Annotated in this window: 15 protein-coding genes; 13 read left to right on the plus strand and 2 right to left on the minus strand. The window is 61.4% G+C overall.

Features of this window, described 5'->3' with window-relative positions:
- The first annotated feature begins 155 nt into the window (after nt 1–155).
- Both greA and RW095_RS24030 read left to right on the plus strand, forming a co-directional pair.
- Entirely contained in the window at nt 156–632 is a 477-nt protein-coding gene (greA, locus tag RW095_RS24025; protein WP_027776519.1) for a transcription elongation factor GreA, read from the plus strand.
- Nucleotides 633–652: 20 nt separating this feature from the next.
- Nucleotides 653–1162, plus strand: a complete 510-nt coding sequence (locus RW095_RS24030) for a DUF4149 domain-containing protein (RefSeq protein WP_317022659.1) — start codon at nt 653–655, stop codon at nt 1160–1162.
- Between the two features lie 141 nt (nt 1163–1303).
- Here RW095_RS24030 and RW095_RS24035 read toward each other — a convergent pair whose 3' ends face one another.
- Nucleotides 1304–1831: a YhbY family RNA-binding protein gene (locus RW095_RS24035; RefSeq protein WP_027776521.1), complete on the minus strand. Its 528-nt coding sequence runs from the start codon at nt 1829–1831 to the stop codon at nt 1304–1306.
- 222 nt (nt 1832–2053) lie between these two features.
- On the opposite strand from RW095_RS24035, the gene RW095_RS24040 reads away from it, so the two are divergent.
- The 11 genes from RW095_RS24040 to phoR all read left to right on the plus strand — a co-directional run bounded on the left by RW095_RS24040 (nt 2054) and on the right by phoR (nt 14512).
- Complete coding sequence (locus RW095_RS24040) at nt 2054–2716, plus strand: RlmE family RNA methyltransferase (protein WP_128586408.1); 663 nt, start codon at nt 2054–2056, stop codon at nt 2714–2716.
- A gap of 201 nt (nt 2717–2917) precedes the next feature.
- A complete protein-coding gene (gene ftsH / locus RW095_RS24045) occupies nt 2918–4807 on the plus strand; it encodes an ATP-dependent zinc metalloprotease FtsH (protein ID WP_006051983.1) in 1890 nt (629 codons plus the stop codon).
- A gap of 83 nt (nt 4808–4890) precedes the next feature.
- Nucleotides 4891–5790, plus strand: a complete 900-nt coding sequence (gene folP / locus RW095_RS24050) for a dihydropteroate synthase (RefSeq protein WP_317021445.1) — start codon at nt 4891–4893, stop codon at nt 5788–5790.
- 27 nt (nt 5791–5817) lie between these two features.
- A complete protein-coding gene (gene glmM / locus RW095_RS24055; protein WP_317021446.1) occupies nt 5818–7176 on the plus strand; it encodes a phosphoglucosamine mutase in 1359 nt (452 codons plus the stop codon).
- 524 nt (nt 7177–7700) lie between these two features.
- Nucleotides 7701–8732, plus strand: a complete 1032-nt coding sequence (pstS, locus tag RW095_RS24060; protein ID WP_317021447.1) for a phosphate ABC transporter substrate-binding protein PstS — start codon at nt 7701–7703, stop codon at nt 8730–8732.
- 197 nt (nt 8733–8929) lie between these two features.
- Nucleotides 8930–9931, plus strand: a complete 1002-nt coding sequence (gene pstC / locus RW095_RS24065; protein ID WP_128586871.1) for a phosphate ABC transporter permease PstC — start codon at nt 8930–8932, stop codon at nt 9929–9931.
- A complete protein-coding gene (gene pstA, locus RW095_RS24070) occupies nt 9928–10824 on the plus strand; it encodes a phosphate ABC transporter permease PstA (RefSeq protein ID WP_317021448.1) in 897 nt (298 codons plus the stop codon). Before pstC ends, pstA begins: the two co-directional genes overlap by 4 nt.
- Before the next feature lie 17 nt (nt 10825–10841).
- A complete protein-coding gene (pstB, locus tag RW095_RS24075; protein WP_317021449.1) occupies nt 10842–11690 on the plus strand; it encodes a phosphate ABC transporter ATP-binding protein PstB in 849 nt (282 codons plus the stop codon).
- Between the two features lie 29 nt (nt 11691–11719).
- Nucleotides 11720–12424, plus strand: coding sequence for a phosphate signaling complex protein PhoU (gene phoU / locus RW095_RS24080; protein WP_128586864.1), 705 nt, complete (start codon nt 11720–11722; stop codon nt 12422–12424).
- A gap of 26 nt (nt 12425–12450) precedes the next feature.
- Nucleotides 12451–13152 (plus strand): phosphate regulon transcriptional regulator PhoB, encoded by a 702-nt coding sequence (gene phoB, locus RW095_RS24085; protein WP_006051991.1) that lies wholly within the window; start codon nt 12451–12453, stop codon nt 13150–13152.
- A 46-nt stretch (nt 13153–13198) separates the two neighbouring features.
- The gene (phoR, locus tag RW095_RS24090; RefSeq protein ID WP_317021450.1) at nt 13199–14512 is read left to right on the plus strand and encodes a phosphate regulon sensor histidine kinase PhoR; all 1314 of its coding nucleotides are present in this window, start codon (nt 13199–13201) and stop codon (nt 14510–14512) included.
- A 91-nt stretch (nt 14513–14603) separates the two neighbouring features.
- Here the strand turns inward: phoR and ppk1 are convergent, their stop codons facing one another.
- Nucleotides 14604–16667, minus strand: a complete 2064-nt coding sequence (gene ppk1 / locus RW095_RS24095) for a polyphosphate kinase 1 (protein WP_317021451.1) — start codon at nt 16665–16667, stop codon at nt 14604–14606.
- Between the last annotated feature and the right edge of the window lie 23 nt (nt 16668–16690).

A 16690-nucleotide genomic window follows, 5' to 3' on the forward strand; every position in this document is an offset into this window, starting at 1 on the left:
CCGGGTCCCCGGCTCCTACGGAATGCACTTAACCGCGGTGTTTTTTTAAGGCCGCTTTTTGTTCCAAAGCGCCCCCGCATCTGTCGCTTTGGCGTCAGATGCCGCGCGGGGCTCAGCGAATTTGAAGCGGCCCGGCGTTTTCACGAGAGTTGTTTATGAGCACTATTCCATTGACTAAGCGCGGCGCAGACATGTTGCGCGACGAATTGCAGCGCCTGAAATCGGTTGAACGTCCCGCCGTGATCAACTCGATCTCGGAAGCGCGCGCGCAGGGCGACCTGTCGGAAAACGCAGAATACGACGCAGCGAAGGAAAAGCAGGGCTTTATCGAGGGCCGCATCGCAGAGATCGAATCGAAGCTGGCCGGCGCGCAGGTGATCGATCCGTCCAAGGTGGACGCGGACGGCCGCGTGGTGTTCGGCGCAACGGTCGAACTCGAAGATCTGGGCTCGGGCGCGTCGGTCAAATATCAGATCGTTGGCGACGACGAAGCGGATATCGACCACGGCCTCATCTCCATCAGCTCGCCGATTGCGCGCGCGCTGATCGGCAAGTCGGAAGGCGACGTGGCGTCGGTGCAGGCGCCCGGCGGCGTGCGCGAGTACGAAATCATCGCGGTTAGCTACGTTTGAGGGCGGCTACGGTGTCCATGATGCCGCATCGAATTTTCCGTCTGCTGACGGTCGTTTGGGTCGGCAGCCTGTTGACTATCGGCTATGCCGTCGCGCCTGTGCTGTTCACTTCGCTCGACCGGACAACGGCGGGTGCGGTGGCCGCACAACTGTTTCGCATCGAAGGACTGCTCGGCGCCGTGTGCGGCATTCTGCTGCTCGGTCTCGCGAACGTGGTGATCCGGCGCGGCGGCAACGCGTATCGCCGGTTGCGCTGGCTTGTCGCGGGAATGCTGGTGTGCGTGCTGGTGGGTTATTTCGCGCTGCAGCCGTTCATGAATGCCATGCGTATCGCCGCGCTCGAGGCGGGTACCGATGTCGGGCATTCCGCATATGCGGCGCGCTTCGGCATGCTGCACGGTGTTTCGAGTCTGTTCTATCTGATTGAAAGCCTGCTCGGCGTGGTTCTCGTCTGGAAGCTGCCGGTGGGCGCGGGAGCCGGCTCGGTGCAGCAGGGCGCTCCCGATGTTTCCGGGAAAGTGGCTGGCTAAAAGCCCCGACGGGCGGCTGTTGCTGGTGGTGCTCGCTTGCGCCGCCAGCACGCCATGCGAAGCGAGGGCGGCCAAACCGTGAAGTTGAGGCTGGTCGCACGCAAGAGGTGCGGATCTCGCCGCACCTGTTCATACGCTTGCTTATTTCGATTGATGCGCACGCTTGGCGCTGGTTTGCCGCTTTTTCGCGCGTTTGATGTTGCCGCCTTGCGTGACGCGTTCGTTTCCGCGCACCAGCACGGCTTTCGCCTTCGGTTTGCGCATGGGCACTTCGCTAGGCTTCACGACTTTGACCACGCGTGGTGCGCGGCCCTTACCAGGCTTGGCTTCGACAGCGGCTTCGCGGGCGCTCGGCAATGCGCCGCGCTTGCCCTTTACTGCGGGCTGCGCCGCGGCCTCCGGCTTCCAGATAACCAGCAGCTTGCCGATATGCTGGATCGGCGCGGCGTTCAGCGTGTCGCAAATCTGTTCGTAAATGGCGATGCGTTCTTCGCGTTCGTCGCCGAACACACGAATCTTGATCAGCTGATGAGCGGCGAGGTGAACCTTGATCTCGGCGAGCACGGCGTCGGTCAGACCTTCGGCGCCGACGAGCACGACCGGTTTGAGCGCATGTGCCTGGGAGCGCAACTCGGCGCGTTGGTCGGAAGAGACTTTGAGGGCGGGCATGTGAAGTGGGAGACTCGACTAAAATGGCAGCGCCTGCGTGGCCTATCCCGTCTTTCGATTGATTCGGTTTGGCGCAATCGGGATGCGAATGGGACAGTAGGGCAGGCGGCGCGTCAGAACAACAGAATCGCGGATAACCGCCGGTTTTTGGCGGTCGCCGCGCGAATTAACCGCGTATTATCCGCTAAAGCGTGACATGACGCAGCAAGAGTTCAACGTTTAATGGCAAAAAACAAGTTCAACACGGCGTGGTTGCATGACCACATCAACGATCCTTACGTAAAAATGGCGCAGCGGGAAGGTTATCGCGCCCGCGCTGCTTACAAGCTGAAGGAAATCGACGAGCAGGACAAGCTGATCCGCCCGGGTCAGGTCATCGTCGATCTGGGCTCCACGCCGGGCAGCTGGAGCCAGTACGCGCGCAACAAACTCGCCAAAGGGTCCCGGCGCGACGCCGAGCGTGAAGGTGGGATCGACGGCACGATCATCGCGCTCGACTTGCTGCCGATGGAGCCGGTCGCCGACGTCCACTTCATTCAGGGCGACTTTCGCGAAGACTCGGTGCTGGCCCAGTTGGAAGAATTAGTGGGAGAACGTCAGGTTGACCTTGTAATTTCGGATATGGCGCCCAACCTGTCGGGAGTGGCCTTGGCGGATGCCGCGCGAATCGAGCATTTGTGCGATCTCGCGCTGGAATTCTCGCAGAATCACCTAAAACCGGATGGAGCCCTTTTAGTCAAATGCTTTCACGGCAGTGGTTACAGCCAGATTGTCGAAAAGTTCAAGCGCCAGTTCAAGGTGGTGGCTGCCCGCAAGCCGAAGGCTTCGCGGGACAAGTCGTCCGAAACGTTTATTTTGGGTAAGCAATTGAAACGGCCCGCGTAGCGCGGCCCACGTAGGGTGTGAGATTGGTTCAGCGTCTGTCTATAAATGCGCTGATGACGGTGGAAATTTCCGCCGTTACAGCCCGCTACGCTATTTCTGTGGTAGCGAAACCTTATGGCAGGGGTCTGCGGACTGGATTAGAATGCTTTCGTGGTGCCGCAAGGCAAATGTAGGCGCCCGTCTAAGTGAAGGAGTGGTGCTTTGAACAACAATATGTTTTCGAAAGCAGCAGTGTGGCTGGTTATCGCACTGGTGCTATTTACGGTGTTCAAGCAGTTCGACAAGCCCCGTGTCCAGGAAGGCGTTTCCTATTCGCAGTTCATGGACGACGCGAAGAACGGCAAAGTCAAGAACGTCATTGTCCAGGGGCGGAACCTCACGGTCACTCCAGCAGACGGCCAGAAGTACCAGATCGTGTCGCCCGGCGACATCTGGATGGTCGGCGATCTGATGAAGTATGGCGTTCAGGTAAGCGGCAAGGCTGACGACGAACCCAATGCGCTGGTTTCCGCGCTGTATTACCTCGGGCCGACGATTCTGATCATCGGTTTCTGGTTCTACATGATGCGACAGATGCAGGGGGGCGGGAAAGGCGGCGCCTTCTCGTTCGGTAAGTCGCGCGCGCGGCTGATCGACGAAAACAACAACGCGATCAATTTCACCGACGTCGCCGGTTGCGACGAAGCGAAGGAAGAAGTCTCCGAGCTGGTCGATTTCCTGCGCGACCCGCAGAAGTTCCAGAAGCTGGGTGGCCGCATTCCGCGCGGCGTGTTGCTGGTGGGCCCGCCGGGAACCGGTAAGACGTTGCTCGCGCGCGCCATTGCCGGCGAAGCGAAAGTGCCGTTCTTCAGCATTTCGGGTTCGGACTTCGTCGAAATGTTCGTCGGTGTCGGAGCGGCGCGTGTGCGCGACATGTTCGAGCAGGCGAAGAAGCATGCACCGTGCATCGTGTTCATCGACGAAATCGACGCGGTCGGCCGTCATCGCGGTGCCGGCATGGGCGGCGGTAACGACGAGCGCGAACAGACGCTGAATCAGATGCTGGTCGAGATGGACGGCTTCGAGGCGAATTCGGGTGTGATCGTGATCGCCGCAACGAACCGTTCGGACGTGCTCGACAAGGCTCTGTTGCGTCCGGGCCGTTTCGACCGCCAGGTCTATGTCGGTCTGCCGGACATTCGTGGTCGCGAACACATCATGAAGGTCCACCTGCGCAAGGTGCCGATTTCGAACGACGTCGACGCAGCGGTCATCGCGCGTGGCACGCCGGGCTTCTCGGGCGCCGATCTGGCGAACCTCGTGAACGAAGCGGCCTTGTTCGCGGCGCGCCGCGGCAAGCGCATCGTCGAAATGACGGACTTCGAAGACGCGAAAGACAAGATCTTCATGGGTCCGGAGCGCAAGTCGGCCGTGATCCGCGAAGAATCGAAGCGCGCCACCGCGTATCACGAGTCGGGTCACGCCGTCATTGCGAAGCTGTTGCCGAAGGCCGATCCGGTGCACAAGGTCACGATCATTCCGCGTGGCCGTGCGTTGGGCGTCACGTGGCAGTTGCCCGAGCATGACAACGAAACGTACTCCAAAGACTACCTGCTGGATCGTCTCGCGATCCTGTTCGGTGGCCGCGTCGCGGAAGAGTTGTTCCTCAACCTTATCAGCACCGGCGCGTCGGACGACTTCAACAAGGCCACGCAAACCGCGCGCGCCATGGTGGCTCGCTTCGGCATGACGGACGCGTTGGGACCGATGGTCTACGTAGACGACGAAAACGACGCAACGCCGTTTGGCCGTGGTTTCACGCGTACCATTTCGGAAGCAACGCAGCAAAAGGTCGACGCCGAAATCCGGCGTGTGCTGGACGAGCAATACAACCTCGCGAAGCGCCTGCTGGACGAAAACCGCGACAAGGTCGAAGCAATGACCGCCGCGCTGATGGAGTGGGAAACGATCGACGCCGATCAGATCAACGACATCATGGCAGGCCGTCCGCCGCGCTCGCCGAAGAGCTCGCCGCCGTCGGCAAGCGACGCCTCGTCGGGCGGCAGCCCCGGCACCGAAGTCAAGCCGGGCAGCGCGACCGCGCCGGCCTGATCGGCTATAAGTAGAAAGTGCGGGCCGGTGTGTTTCACACCGGCCCGCTTTGCATTTATCTGTCATAAGTGATGTAACGCTACGTGGCCACAGTCGCTTTTCCTTTTGCTCATATCCCGGAGCCGTTGCAATGCGGTCGGTTCAAGCTGAGCTTTGAACGCCCGTTGGTCATGGGAATCCTCAACGTCACACCGGATTCTTTTTCCGATGGCGGCCAATTTGCGACGCGCGGCGATGCGTTGCGCCAGGCCGAACGCATGCTGCTCGAAGGCGCGGACATCATCGATATAGGCGGCGAATCGACGCGCCCTGGCGCGCCGCCTGTCCCGCTCGACGAAGAGCTCGAGCGTGTAATCCCGCTCGTCGAACAACTGCGCGGCGCCAACGTGCCGCTTTCCGTCGACACCTATAAGCCCGAAGTAATGCGGCAGGCGCTCGCCGCGGGCGCCGACCTGATCAACGACATTTGGGGCTTTCGCATGCCCGGCGCCGTCGATGCGGTCCGCGAAAGCGACTGCGGTCTGTGCGTCATGCATATGCTCGGCGAGCCGCAGAGCATGCAACTGGGCGAACCGGCTTACGGCGACGTCGTGAGCGAAGTCCGGCAGTTTCTGGAAGAACGGGTGGGCGCGCTCAGACAGGCGGGCATCGCACGCGATCGCATCAGCGTTGACCCCGGTTTTGGGTTTGGCAAGGCTGTGGTCGAGCACAATTACGCGCTGCTCGCGTGTCTGCCGGATACGGCGCCGCGCGCCGACCCGCCGTATCCGATTCTCGCGGGCATGTCGCGAAAATCGATGATCGGCGCGGTCACCGGACGGGCCGCGCCGGAGCGCGTCGCGGGCAGCATCGCTGCAGCCGTTTGCGCTGCGGAGCGCGGCGCCGCGATTCTCCGCGTGCACGACGTCGCACCAACAGTAGACGCATTGAAAGTCTGGGTAGCCCTGCGCAACGCGGCGAATCACGCCGGCCCGCGCGGTTGAACCCACAGCCAAGGAGGAACATAAAAGATGGCACGTCGTTATTTCGGCACGGACGGAATTCGGGGAAAGGTCGGTGAAGGGCCCATCACGCCGGAATTTGTATTGCGGCTCGGCTATGCGGCCGGCAAGGTGCTGGTCGGTGCAGACCGTTGGGCACGCACGGGCACGCGGCCAACCGTGCTGATCGGTAAGGACACGCGGGTGTCGGGCTATATGCTCGAGGCTGCGCTCGAAGCGGGTTTTTCCGCAGCGGGCGTCGACGTGATGCTGGCCGGACCAATGCCCACGCCGGGCATCGCCTATCTGACGCGCGCGTTGCGGCTCGCGGCGGGCGTGGTGATCAGCGCGTCGCACAATCCGTATTACGACAACGGCATCAAATTTTTCTCCGCCGACGGCAACAAGTTGCCCGACGAGGTGGAATCGCAGATCGAAGAGCACCTGGAGCTGCCGCTCGCCTGCGCGGCGTCCGAGCAGCTCGGCAAGGCGCGGCGTCTCGACGACGCCGCCGGCCGCTACATCGAATTCTGCAAAAGCACCTTTCCTGCCGCGTTCGATTTGCGGGGACTCAAGCTGGTGGTCGATTGCGCGCATGGCGCCGCGTATGACGTCGCGCCGCACGTCTTTCACGAGCTCGGCGCGGAGATCATTCCGATCGGAGTCGCGCCGAACGGCTTCAACATCAACGACGGCGTCGGTGCGACCGCACCGGATGCACTCGTGCGGGCGGTGCGGGCGAACCATGCTGACCTGGGCATTGCTCTAGATGGAGACGCTGACCGTCTGCAGGTCGTCGACGCGGCAGGGCGCCTGTATAACGGTGACGAACTGCTGTACGTGCTGGTGAAGGATCGTATCGCGACCGACGGCAAGGTCGAAGGCGCGGTCGGCACCTTGATGACCAATATGGCCGTCGAAGTCGCGTTGCAGGCGGCCGGCGTCAAGTTCGTGCGCGCCGCGGTCGGCGACCGCTACGTGCTCGAACAGTTGCGGGAGCACGGCTGGCAGCTCGGCGCGGAGGGTTCGGGCCACATTCTGTCGCTCGACCGCCATTCCACTGGCGACGGCATCGTGTCGGCGCTGCTCGTGCTTGCCGCCATGAAGCGCAGCGACAAGACGCTCGCCGAACTGCTCGACGGCGTCACGCTGTTCCCGCAAAAGCTGATCAATGTGCGGATGAAACCGGACGCCGACTGGAAGAGCAGCGACGGGATCCGGCGCGCCATCGCCAACGCTGAAGACGCGCTCAATGGCCGCGGACGCGTGCTGATTCGCGCGTCGGGCACCGAGCCGGTGCTGCGGGTGATGGTGGAGGCGGAACATGTCGACGATGCGCTTCGCCACGCCGAATCGATTGCGGCTGCGGTGAAGCAGGCGACGGCTTAAGCGGGCATCTGAATGTGCGGGCGGGGCAGACCAGCGAGGGGCCCCGCCTTCGATGCTCGAGTTCGATTGCGGCGAGCGAATTTCCACTCGCGTACCATTCGAATTGGGGCGCGGCGTTTTTCCGCTGACGATCCCGCGTCGGCAGCGACGGACGACCGCATAACCCACTCATACCACAACCCAGTCTGACTAGCCGCCCGACCAGCTTGGCCGGACGCGGCGCCCACGCAGCTAACCACCCCTTCCTACCCCACGCCGCGCGCCCACACGCCAGCGCCCGCAGCGCCCCCAGCGCCCCCAGCGCGCCCACGCAAACCCTCACCCCCCATTTTTTTTTCGCCTAATCTGTACAGGCACCGGCAACGACGCCGCCCAACCGGCGATTTAGCCGCCACGACGCCTTTCACCTAGTAATCGCACTGTCACGTACGTTTCACGATACGTCACGTTACTGTCACAAAGAGACCCTAAGCTTCGCGGTGTTCGTCTTACTCGCTCACACCGCTCACACCTTGGAGGTTTCGATGAAATTGATGCAAACCGTGTTCGCTGGCGTCGCTGGCGCGCTCTTCGCGATCGCAGCGCAAGCCGCAGACATCACCGGCGCGGGCAGCACCTTCGCAGCACCGATCTACACGAAGTGGGCCGACGCCTATCAGAAGTCCGGCGGCGGCAAGGTTAACTATCAGGGCATCGGTTCGTCGGGCGGCGTGAAGCAGATCGTCGCGAAGACCGTCGATTTCGCGGGCTCGGACGCTCCGCTGAAGGACGACGAACTCGCCAAGAACGGCCTGTTCCAGTTTCCGACGGTGGTCGGCGGCGTGGTGCCGGTTGTCAACGTGCCGGGCGTGAAGCCGGCTGAGCTCGTTCTGTCGGGCGAAGTGCTCGGCGACATCTATCTGGGCAAGATCAAGAAGTGGAACGATCCGGCGATCGTTGCACTGAACCCGAAGGCGAAGCTGCCGGACACGGACATTGCCGTGGTTCGCCGCGCCGACGGTTCGGGCACGAGCTTCATCTGGACGAACTACCTGTCGAAGGTCAACACGGAATGGAAGTCGAAGGTCGGTGAAGGTTCGACGGTCAACTGGCCGACGGGTACGGGCGGCAAGGGCAACGACGGCGTCGCCGCTTTCGTGCAACGTCTGCCGGGCGCAATCGGCTACGTTGAATGGGCGTACGCGAAGCAGAACCACATGACCTACGTCGCGTTGAAGAATTCGACGGGCACAGTGGTCGAGCCGAAGACGGAAACGTTCAAGGCAGCGGCAGCAGGCGCGGACTGGTCGAAGTCGTTCTACCAGATCCTGACGAACGAGCCGGGCAAGAACGCATGGCCGATCGTCGGCGCGACGTTCGTGCTGTTGCACACGACGCAGGAAAAGGCACCGCAAGGCGCCGAGACGCTGAAGTTCTTCGACTGGGCATTCAAGAACGGCACGCAAGCCGCGAACGATCTCGACTACATCTCGCTGCCGGAATCGGTCGTGTCGGAAATCCGCACGCAGTGGAAGTCGAAGGTCAAGGACGCAGCAGGCAAACCGCTCGCCGAGTAAGTGTTGCCTCAGAAGAGGTAGCAGGCAACAGCTGTAGGTAACACATTGGCCGTCCTCGTGTGAGGACGGCCAATGGCATTGACCGGCACGCCCCGGCGACGTACCGGCACCAGGCAATATTAATTAGTTGGTACACACGCACTACCGGCCGCGCGACATACGTCGCACGGCAACTGGAAAAGGTCCATCAGGCTCTTATGTCCGATATCCAACTCGCGTCAGGCGCTCCCAGGGCGACGCCGCCCGGCAGCGCGTCGCAGCAGAAAGCGCCCAGCCGCGCCGGCGACGTGATCTTCGGCGGCCTCGCGCGCCTCGCTGCGATCGTCACGCTGTTGCTGCTCGGCGGCATCATCGTTTCGCTGATCGTCGCTTCCATGCCGTCGATCAGGCAATTCGGCCTCGGCTTCCTGTGGAGCGCGCAATGGGATCCGCCGAGCAAGCAGTTCGGCGCACTCGTGCCGATCTACGGCACGATCGCCACGTCGATCATTGCACTCATCATCGCGGTGCCCGTCAGCTTCGGCATCGCGCTTTTTCTGACGGAGTTGTCGCCCGCATGGCTGCGCCGTCCGCTCGGCATCGCGATCGAACTGCTCGCCGCGATTCCGTCGATCGTCTACGGCATGTGGGGTCTGCTCGTGTTCGCGCCGATCTTCGCGACGTGGTTCGAGAAGCCGCTCGGCGCGGTGCTCGGCGGCATTCCGGTGATCGGCGCGCTGTTCCAGGGCGCGCCCATCGGCATCGGCATTCTGTGCGCGGGTGTGATTCTCGCGATCATGATCATTCCGTACATCGCTTCGGTGATGCGCGACGTGTTCGAAGTCACGCCGGTCCTGCTGAAGGAATCGGCTTACGGTATCGGCTGCACGACGTGGGAAGTGATGTGGAAGATCGTGCTGCCCTTCACGAAGAGCGGTGTGATCGGCGGCGTCATGCTCGGCCTCGGCCGCGCGCTCGGCGAGACGATGGCCGTGACCTTCGTGATCGGCAATACGAATCTGCTCGATAACGTGTCGCTCTTTTCGCCGGGCAACAGCATCACGTCGGCGCTCGCCAACGAATTCGCCGAAGCGGATCCGGGCTTGCATACGTCGGCACTGATGGAACTCGGCCTCATTCTGTTCGTGATTACATTCATCGTGCTGGCCATTTCGAAGATCATGCTGCTTCGCCTCGAGAAAGGGGAGGGCGCCAAATGAACCAGTCCACCTTGAACATGCCGGGCTCGAACGACGCAGCGGCGCTCGAAAAAATGCGCGTGCGTCTGCAGGGACGCCGCCGCATGAAGAACGCGATGGCGCTGACGTTGTCGCTCGCCGCGATGGCCTTCGGTCTGTTGTGGCTTATCTGGATTCTGTACACGACGCTGCGCCTCGGTATCGGCGGTTTGTCGATCGAACTGTTCACGCAGTCCACGCCGCCGCCGAACACCGACGGCGGCGGTCTCGCCAACGCGATCGTCGGCAGCTTGATGCTGGTTGCGCTTGCAACGTTCGTCGGCACGCCGATCGGCATTCTTGCAGGCGTGTATCTCGCCGAATACGGGCAGAAGGGCTTGCTCGCGAGCGTCACGCGGTTCATCAACGACATTCTGTTGTCGGCGCCGTCGATCGTCGTCGGTCTGTTCGTCTACGCGCTCGTCGTCGCGAAGATGGGACACTTCAGCGGCTGGGCCGGCGTATTCGCGCTCGCGTTGCTGCAGATTCCGATTGTGATCCGCACCACGGAAAACATGCTCAGACTCGTGCCGAACGCTCTGCGTGAAGCGGCGTTCGCACTCGGCACACCGAAGTGGAAGATGGTGTTGTCCATTACGCTGAAGGCGTCCATCGCGGGCATCGTCACCGGTGTGCTGCTCGCCGTCGCGCGTATTGCAGGCGAAACCGCGCCGCTGCTTTTCACCGCGTTGTCGAACCAGTTCTTCTCGGCCGACATGAGCCAGCCGGTCGCGAACCTGCCGGTCACGATCTACAAGTTTGCGATGAGCCCGTTCGCGCAGTGGCAATCGCTCGCGTGGGCCGGCGTCTTCCTGATCACGCTCGCGGTGCTGGGACTGAACATCCTCGCGCGCGCGATCTTCACGAACAAGTAAGGGCGGAGTGTAATCCGATGAACATGGCAGAAACTCAACTCAATCCGATCTCGCGTCCCACTGCGCCCGCCGGTTTCGATCCCGCACAAGGCGGCCAGGAGCCTTCGTCGTCGCGTCCGAAGATCGAGGTCAACGGCCTGAACTTCTTCTACGGCAAGTATCACGCGCTGAAGAACATCAACCTGCGAATTCCCGAAGGCAAGGTGACTGCGTTCATCGGCCCGTCGGGTTGCGGCAAGTCGACGTTGCTGCGTACGTTCAACAAGATGTACGCGCTCTATCCGGAGCAACGCGCCGAAGGAGAGATCCTGATGGACGGCGAAAACCTGCTGACCTCGAAGCGCGATATCTCGCTGCTGCGCGCGCGCATCGGCATGGTGTTCCAGAAGCCGACGCCGTTTCCCATGTCGATCTACGACAACATCGCCTTCGGCGTGAAGATGTTCGAAACGCTGCCGCGTTCGGAAATGGACGACCGCGTCGAATGGGCGCTCACGAAGGCCGCGTTGTGGAACGAAGTGAAGGACAAACTCGGCCAGAGCGGCTACGGTTTGTCGGGCGGCCAGCAGCAGCGTTTGTGCATTGCGCGCGGCATCGCGATCCGTCCGGAAGTGTTGTTGCTCGACGAACCGTGCTCGGCGCTGGACCCGATTTCGACGGGCCGTATCGAAGAGCTGATCGCCGAATTGAAGAGCGATTACACGGTGGTGATCGTCACGCACAACATGCAACAGGCGGCCCGCTGTTCGGACTACACTGCCTATATGTACCTTGGCGAACTGATCGAATTCGGCGACACCGAAAAGATCTTCATCAAGCCGGTGCGCAAGGAAACCGAAGACTACATCACGGGCCGCTTCGGCTAATCCGCCGGGCAAAAACAACGGAGTACGACATGTCCGATAAACATCTGTCCAGCCAGTTCGACGCCGATCTGAACCTGGTTTCCTCGAAGGTGCTCGAAATGGGCGGCCTCGTCGAATCGCAGATCGTCAAAGCGATGCAGGCGCTCAACGAGTTCGATCTCGACGTCGCCGAAGAAGTGATTGCGGCGGAAGACCGCCTGAACACGATGGAAGTGGAGATCGACGAGGAATGCAGCAACATCATCGCGCGCCGTCAGCCGGCCGCGCGTGATCTGCGCTTGCTGATCGCAATCTCGAAGACCATCACGAATCTGGAGCGCGCCGGTGACGAGGCCGAGAAAATCGCCAAACGCACCAAGCGTCTGATGGAAGACGGCGCATCGCGCACCATCAATATCGCCGAGATCAAATTGTCCGGCGAAATGGCGGTGTCGATTCTGCGCCGCGCGCTCGACGCGTTCGCGCGTCTCGACACGGTCGCCGCCGCGCAGATCGTGCGCGACGATAAAGCGATCGACGAAGAATTCCGCGCGTTCGTGCGTAAGCTGATTTCGTACATGACCGAAGATCCGCGCTCCATTTCGGTGGGCCTCGATTTTCTGTTCATCGCGAAAGCCATCGAGCGGATCGGCGACCATGCGAAGAACATCGCCGAGTTCATTATTTACATCGTGAAGGGTACGGACGTGCGGCACAAGTCGCGCGACGCGCTCGAACGCGAAGCACTCAGTTAATCCAGAGATAAGGACCAGAGGTGCCGATGCCCAGCAGCATTCTCGTCATTGAAGATGAGCCCGCGATTTCCGAACTGATTTCGGTCAATCTTCAACACGCCGGACACTGCCCGATTCGCGCGTATAACGCCGAGCAGGCGCAGAACCTGATCAGCGACGTATTGCCCGACCTCGTCCTGCTCGACTGGATGCTGCCTGGCAAGTCGGGTATTGCGTTCGCACGCGACCTGCGCAACAACGAACGTACGAAGCACATTCCGATCATCATGCTGACCGCGCGCGGCGATGAACAGGACAAGGTGCTCGGCCTCGAAATCGGCGCCGACGACTACGTCACGAAGCCGTTTTCCCCGAAAGAATTGATGGCGCGCATCAAGGCGGTGCTGCGCCGCCGCGCGCCGCAGTTGACCGAAGACGTGGTCGCGATCAACGGGTTGAAGCTCGACCCGGCAACGCATCGTGTCGCGGCGCACGCCGAAGGCAGCGAGATCAAACTCGATCTTGGTCCGACCGAATTCCGTTTGCTGCATTTCTTCATGACGCATCCTGAGCGCGTGCACAGCCGCACCCAATTGCTCGACCAGGTGTGGGGCGACCACGTGTTCGTCGAAGAGCGCACGGTGGACGTGCACATCAAGCGTCTGCGGGCGGCGCTCAAGCCGGCCGGCTGCGATGCTATGATCGAGACGGTCCGCGGCAGCGGCTACCGTCTGGCCAAAAGCGCTTGATCAATGGGTAGCGGCGCGCACGCCGCTCTCTTCGAACGTTTAGACCATGAACATCATCTGGGCGCGCTCAATCGTTTCGATCGTGCTGCTCGCCATACTATGCGTGGTGGTCAGCGCATTGGTGAATGTGAAGGCGGCATTGATCGTCGCGGTCGTCATGCTGCTTCTGCAGAGCTTCTTCGGCACCTTTCATAAAGAGCGCTTGTGGCGTTTGCTCGACGCGCCGGTGTACGGCGAGGTGCCGAGCGCACCTGGCATCTGGGGCGAAATCTATTACCGTTTGCACAAGCTCGCGAAGCGCTGGCATGCCCAGGTGCGTCAGGTCGAGCAGCAGCATTCACGTTTCATTCAGGCAATTCAAGCCTCGCCGAACGGCGTCGCGATGCTCGACGACCACGATCAGATAGAGTGGTGCAACGCCATTTCCGAAGTGCATTTCGGGCTCGACGCGAAGCGCGATTTGCGTCAGCACATCACGCATCTGGTGCGTCAGCCGGACTTCGTGCGTTACCTGAACTCGCACCGCTACGAAGAAATGCTGATCATGCGCGGCATGGGCGAAAAGCGGCACAACGTGCTCTCCGTGCAGGTGTTCCCTTATGGCGAGGACCGCAAGCTCGTACTGTCGCAAGACATCACCGAACTGGAGCGCACCGACGCGATGCGGCGCGACTTCGTCGCGAATGTGTCGCATGAACTGAAGACGCCGCTCACTGTGCTCTCCGGTTTTCTCGAGACGATGCGCGAGTTGCCGTTGGCCGAAACCGAACGCGCGCGTTATCTGGAACTGATGGAGCAGCAGGCGTCTCGCATGCGTCATATCGTGAACGATCTGCTCGTACTCGCCAAACTCGAAGGCGACAACAAGCCGCCGAGCGATCAGATGATCGACATGCGCGCGGTACTGCGGCATTTGCGCGACGACGCGCAAAGCCTGTCGAGCGATCACCATAAGATTATGTTCGACGCCGACGAAGGGTTGACGGTAACGGGCGTCGAAACGGAGATTCTGAGCGCGTTCGGCAATCTGGTGACCAACGCCATTCGCTATACACCCGACGGCGGCGCGATCAAAGTCAGCTGGAAGGCGCAAGGCGGCACTGCCGTGTTCTCCGTGACGGATAGCGGCCTGGGTATTCCGGCCGCCGACATTCCGCGGCTGACCGAGCGCTTTTATCGGGTCGACCGCAGTCGTTCGCGCGACACGGGCGGAACCGGTCTTGGACTCGCGATCGTCAAGCATGTGCTGCAACGGCACGATGCGCAACTCGACGTGAAAAGCGAGGAAGGGCGCGGCAGCACCTTCACCGTGAGATTCCCGTCGTATCGTACGGCGCGGCGGCAACCGGCGCATGCGTGACAAGCACTGCTGCAAAGAAAAGACCGCTAGAAAGCGGGCTTTTTCATATACGCAACAGCCTTGACCCGCTCAACGCAGAGCGAGCCGGCGCTTACGGACAGAACTTCGTCAACAGACTCATTTGCGCATTGCGCGAGGATTTGCCGGGACGCCGCCGACGATAATGCCCATCGCTTTGCATCAGCCAGGCGGACTGATTGTCACCGAGAAACGCCGACAGGCCCTCTGCAATCACACGCCGCTTGAGCCGCCGATTGTTGATGGGGAACGCGACTTCCACGCGGCGGAAGAAGTTGCGATCCATCCAGTCCGCGCTCGACAGATACACCTGCTCGCGGCCGTCGTCGTAGAAATAGTAGATGCGATGATGTTCGAGAAAGCGCCCGACAATCGAGCGCACTGTGATGTTTTCCGACAGGCCCGGCACGCCCGGCTGCAATGAACACACACCGCGCACGATCAAGTCGATCTTCACGCCCGCCTGCGATGCTTCGTACAACTCCGCTATCACCGTGGGTTCGAGCAACGCGTTCATCTTCGCGACGATGCGCGCTTTCTTGCCCGCGCGCGCATGCTCCGCTTCGGCGCGGATCGCCTCGACCAGTTTCGGATGCAGCGTGAACGGCGATTGCCATAACTCGTGCAGCTTCAGTTCGCCGCCAATCCCGGTCAGTTGCTGAAAAACATGGTGCACGTCTTCGCAAATTTTCTGATCAGCGGTCATCAGGCCGAAGTCGGTGTACAGGCGTGCAGTGCGCGGATGATAGTTGCCGGTGCCGAGGTGCACATAGCGCTTGAGCGTCATCTTGCCGCCCACCGTTGCGCGCCGCACGATCAGCATCATCTTTGCATGGCACTTGTGACCCACCACGCCGTACACCACATGCGCACCGACAGCTTCGAGCTGCGAGGCCCAGTTGATGTTCGTCTCTTCGTCGAAGCGCGCGAGCAGTTCGACCACCACCGTCACTTCCTTGCCGTTGCGCGCGGCTTGCATGAGCGCGTCCATCAGCGGCGAGTCGGTGCCGGTGCGATAAATGGTCTGCTTGATCGCAACGACGTTTGGATCTTTCGCAGCCTGCAACAGCAGTTCGAGAACCGGCTGAAAACTTTCGTACGGGTGATGCAGCAGCACGTCGCCCTGATCGATCACGTCGAACATGCTCGCTGCGTTGGCGATGGTGGAAGGGATCGCGGGAATGTGAGGCACGAACTTCAGATCGGGCCGATCGACCATCTCCGGCAATTGCATCAGACGCACGAGATTGACGGGGCCGTCCGCGTAATAGCAATCCTTGTTCGACAGGCCGCTTTCGTCGAGCAGGCGCCGCACGACATGCGCGGGTGTCTCCGCGGATACTTCGAGCCGCACCGCGTTGCCCAGATGCCGGGCTGGAAGTTCGCCCTGTAGCGCGACGCGCAGATTCGTGATTTCGTCTTCGTCGACGAACAGTTCGCTGTTGCGCGTAATGCGAAACTGATTGCAGCTGCGCACGACGAGGTTCGGAAACAGCTCGCCGACGAAGCGCTGCAATAGCGAACTCAACAGCACGAAACCATGCGGATAGCCCGACAGTTCCTGCGGCATCCTCACGAGGCGCGGCAACGCGCGTGGCGCTTGCACGATGCCCATCATCGCCTGACGGCCGAAGGCGTCCTTGCCCTCCAGCTCGACGACGAAGTTCAGGCTCTTGTTCAGCACGCGCGGAAAGGGATGCGCCGGATCGAGGCCGATCGGCGTGAGCACGGGCAGGAGTTCGTCGAAGAAGTAGTTGCGCGCCCATTCGGTCTGCGCTTCGCTCCAGGCTTCGGTGCCGTGAAAGTAGATGCCTTCTGCTTCGAGCGCGGTCAGCACGGTGTCGTGCAGCATCGTGTACTGTCGATGCACGAGCTTTTGCGCACGCTCGACCACGAGGTCGTAGACATGCTGCAGCGACATGCCGTCGGGCGATAGCGCGCCGGGGTTGTCGCGCATCTGCTCCTGCAGTCCGGCCATGCGGACTTCGAAGAATTCGTCGAGATTGCTACTGGTGATGCAGATGAAGCGCAGGCGTTCGAGCAAAGGGACGGCGGGGTCGGCGGCCTGAGCCAACACACGCTCGTTGAAACCCAGAATGCCCAGCTCGCGATTCAGTAAGGGGTAGCGGATGGACATCGGCAGCGAGAATGGAATGTCAG

Origin of the sequence: Paraburkholderia kirstenboschensis, from assembly GCF_032806925.1 — a bacterium.
Taxonomy (GTDB): domain Bacteria; phylum Pseudomonadota; class Gammaproteobacteria; order Burkholderiales; family Burkholderiaceae; genus Paraburkholderia; species Paraburkholderia kirstenboschensis.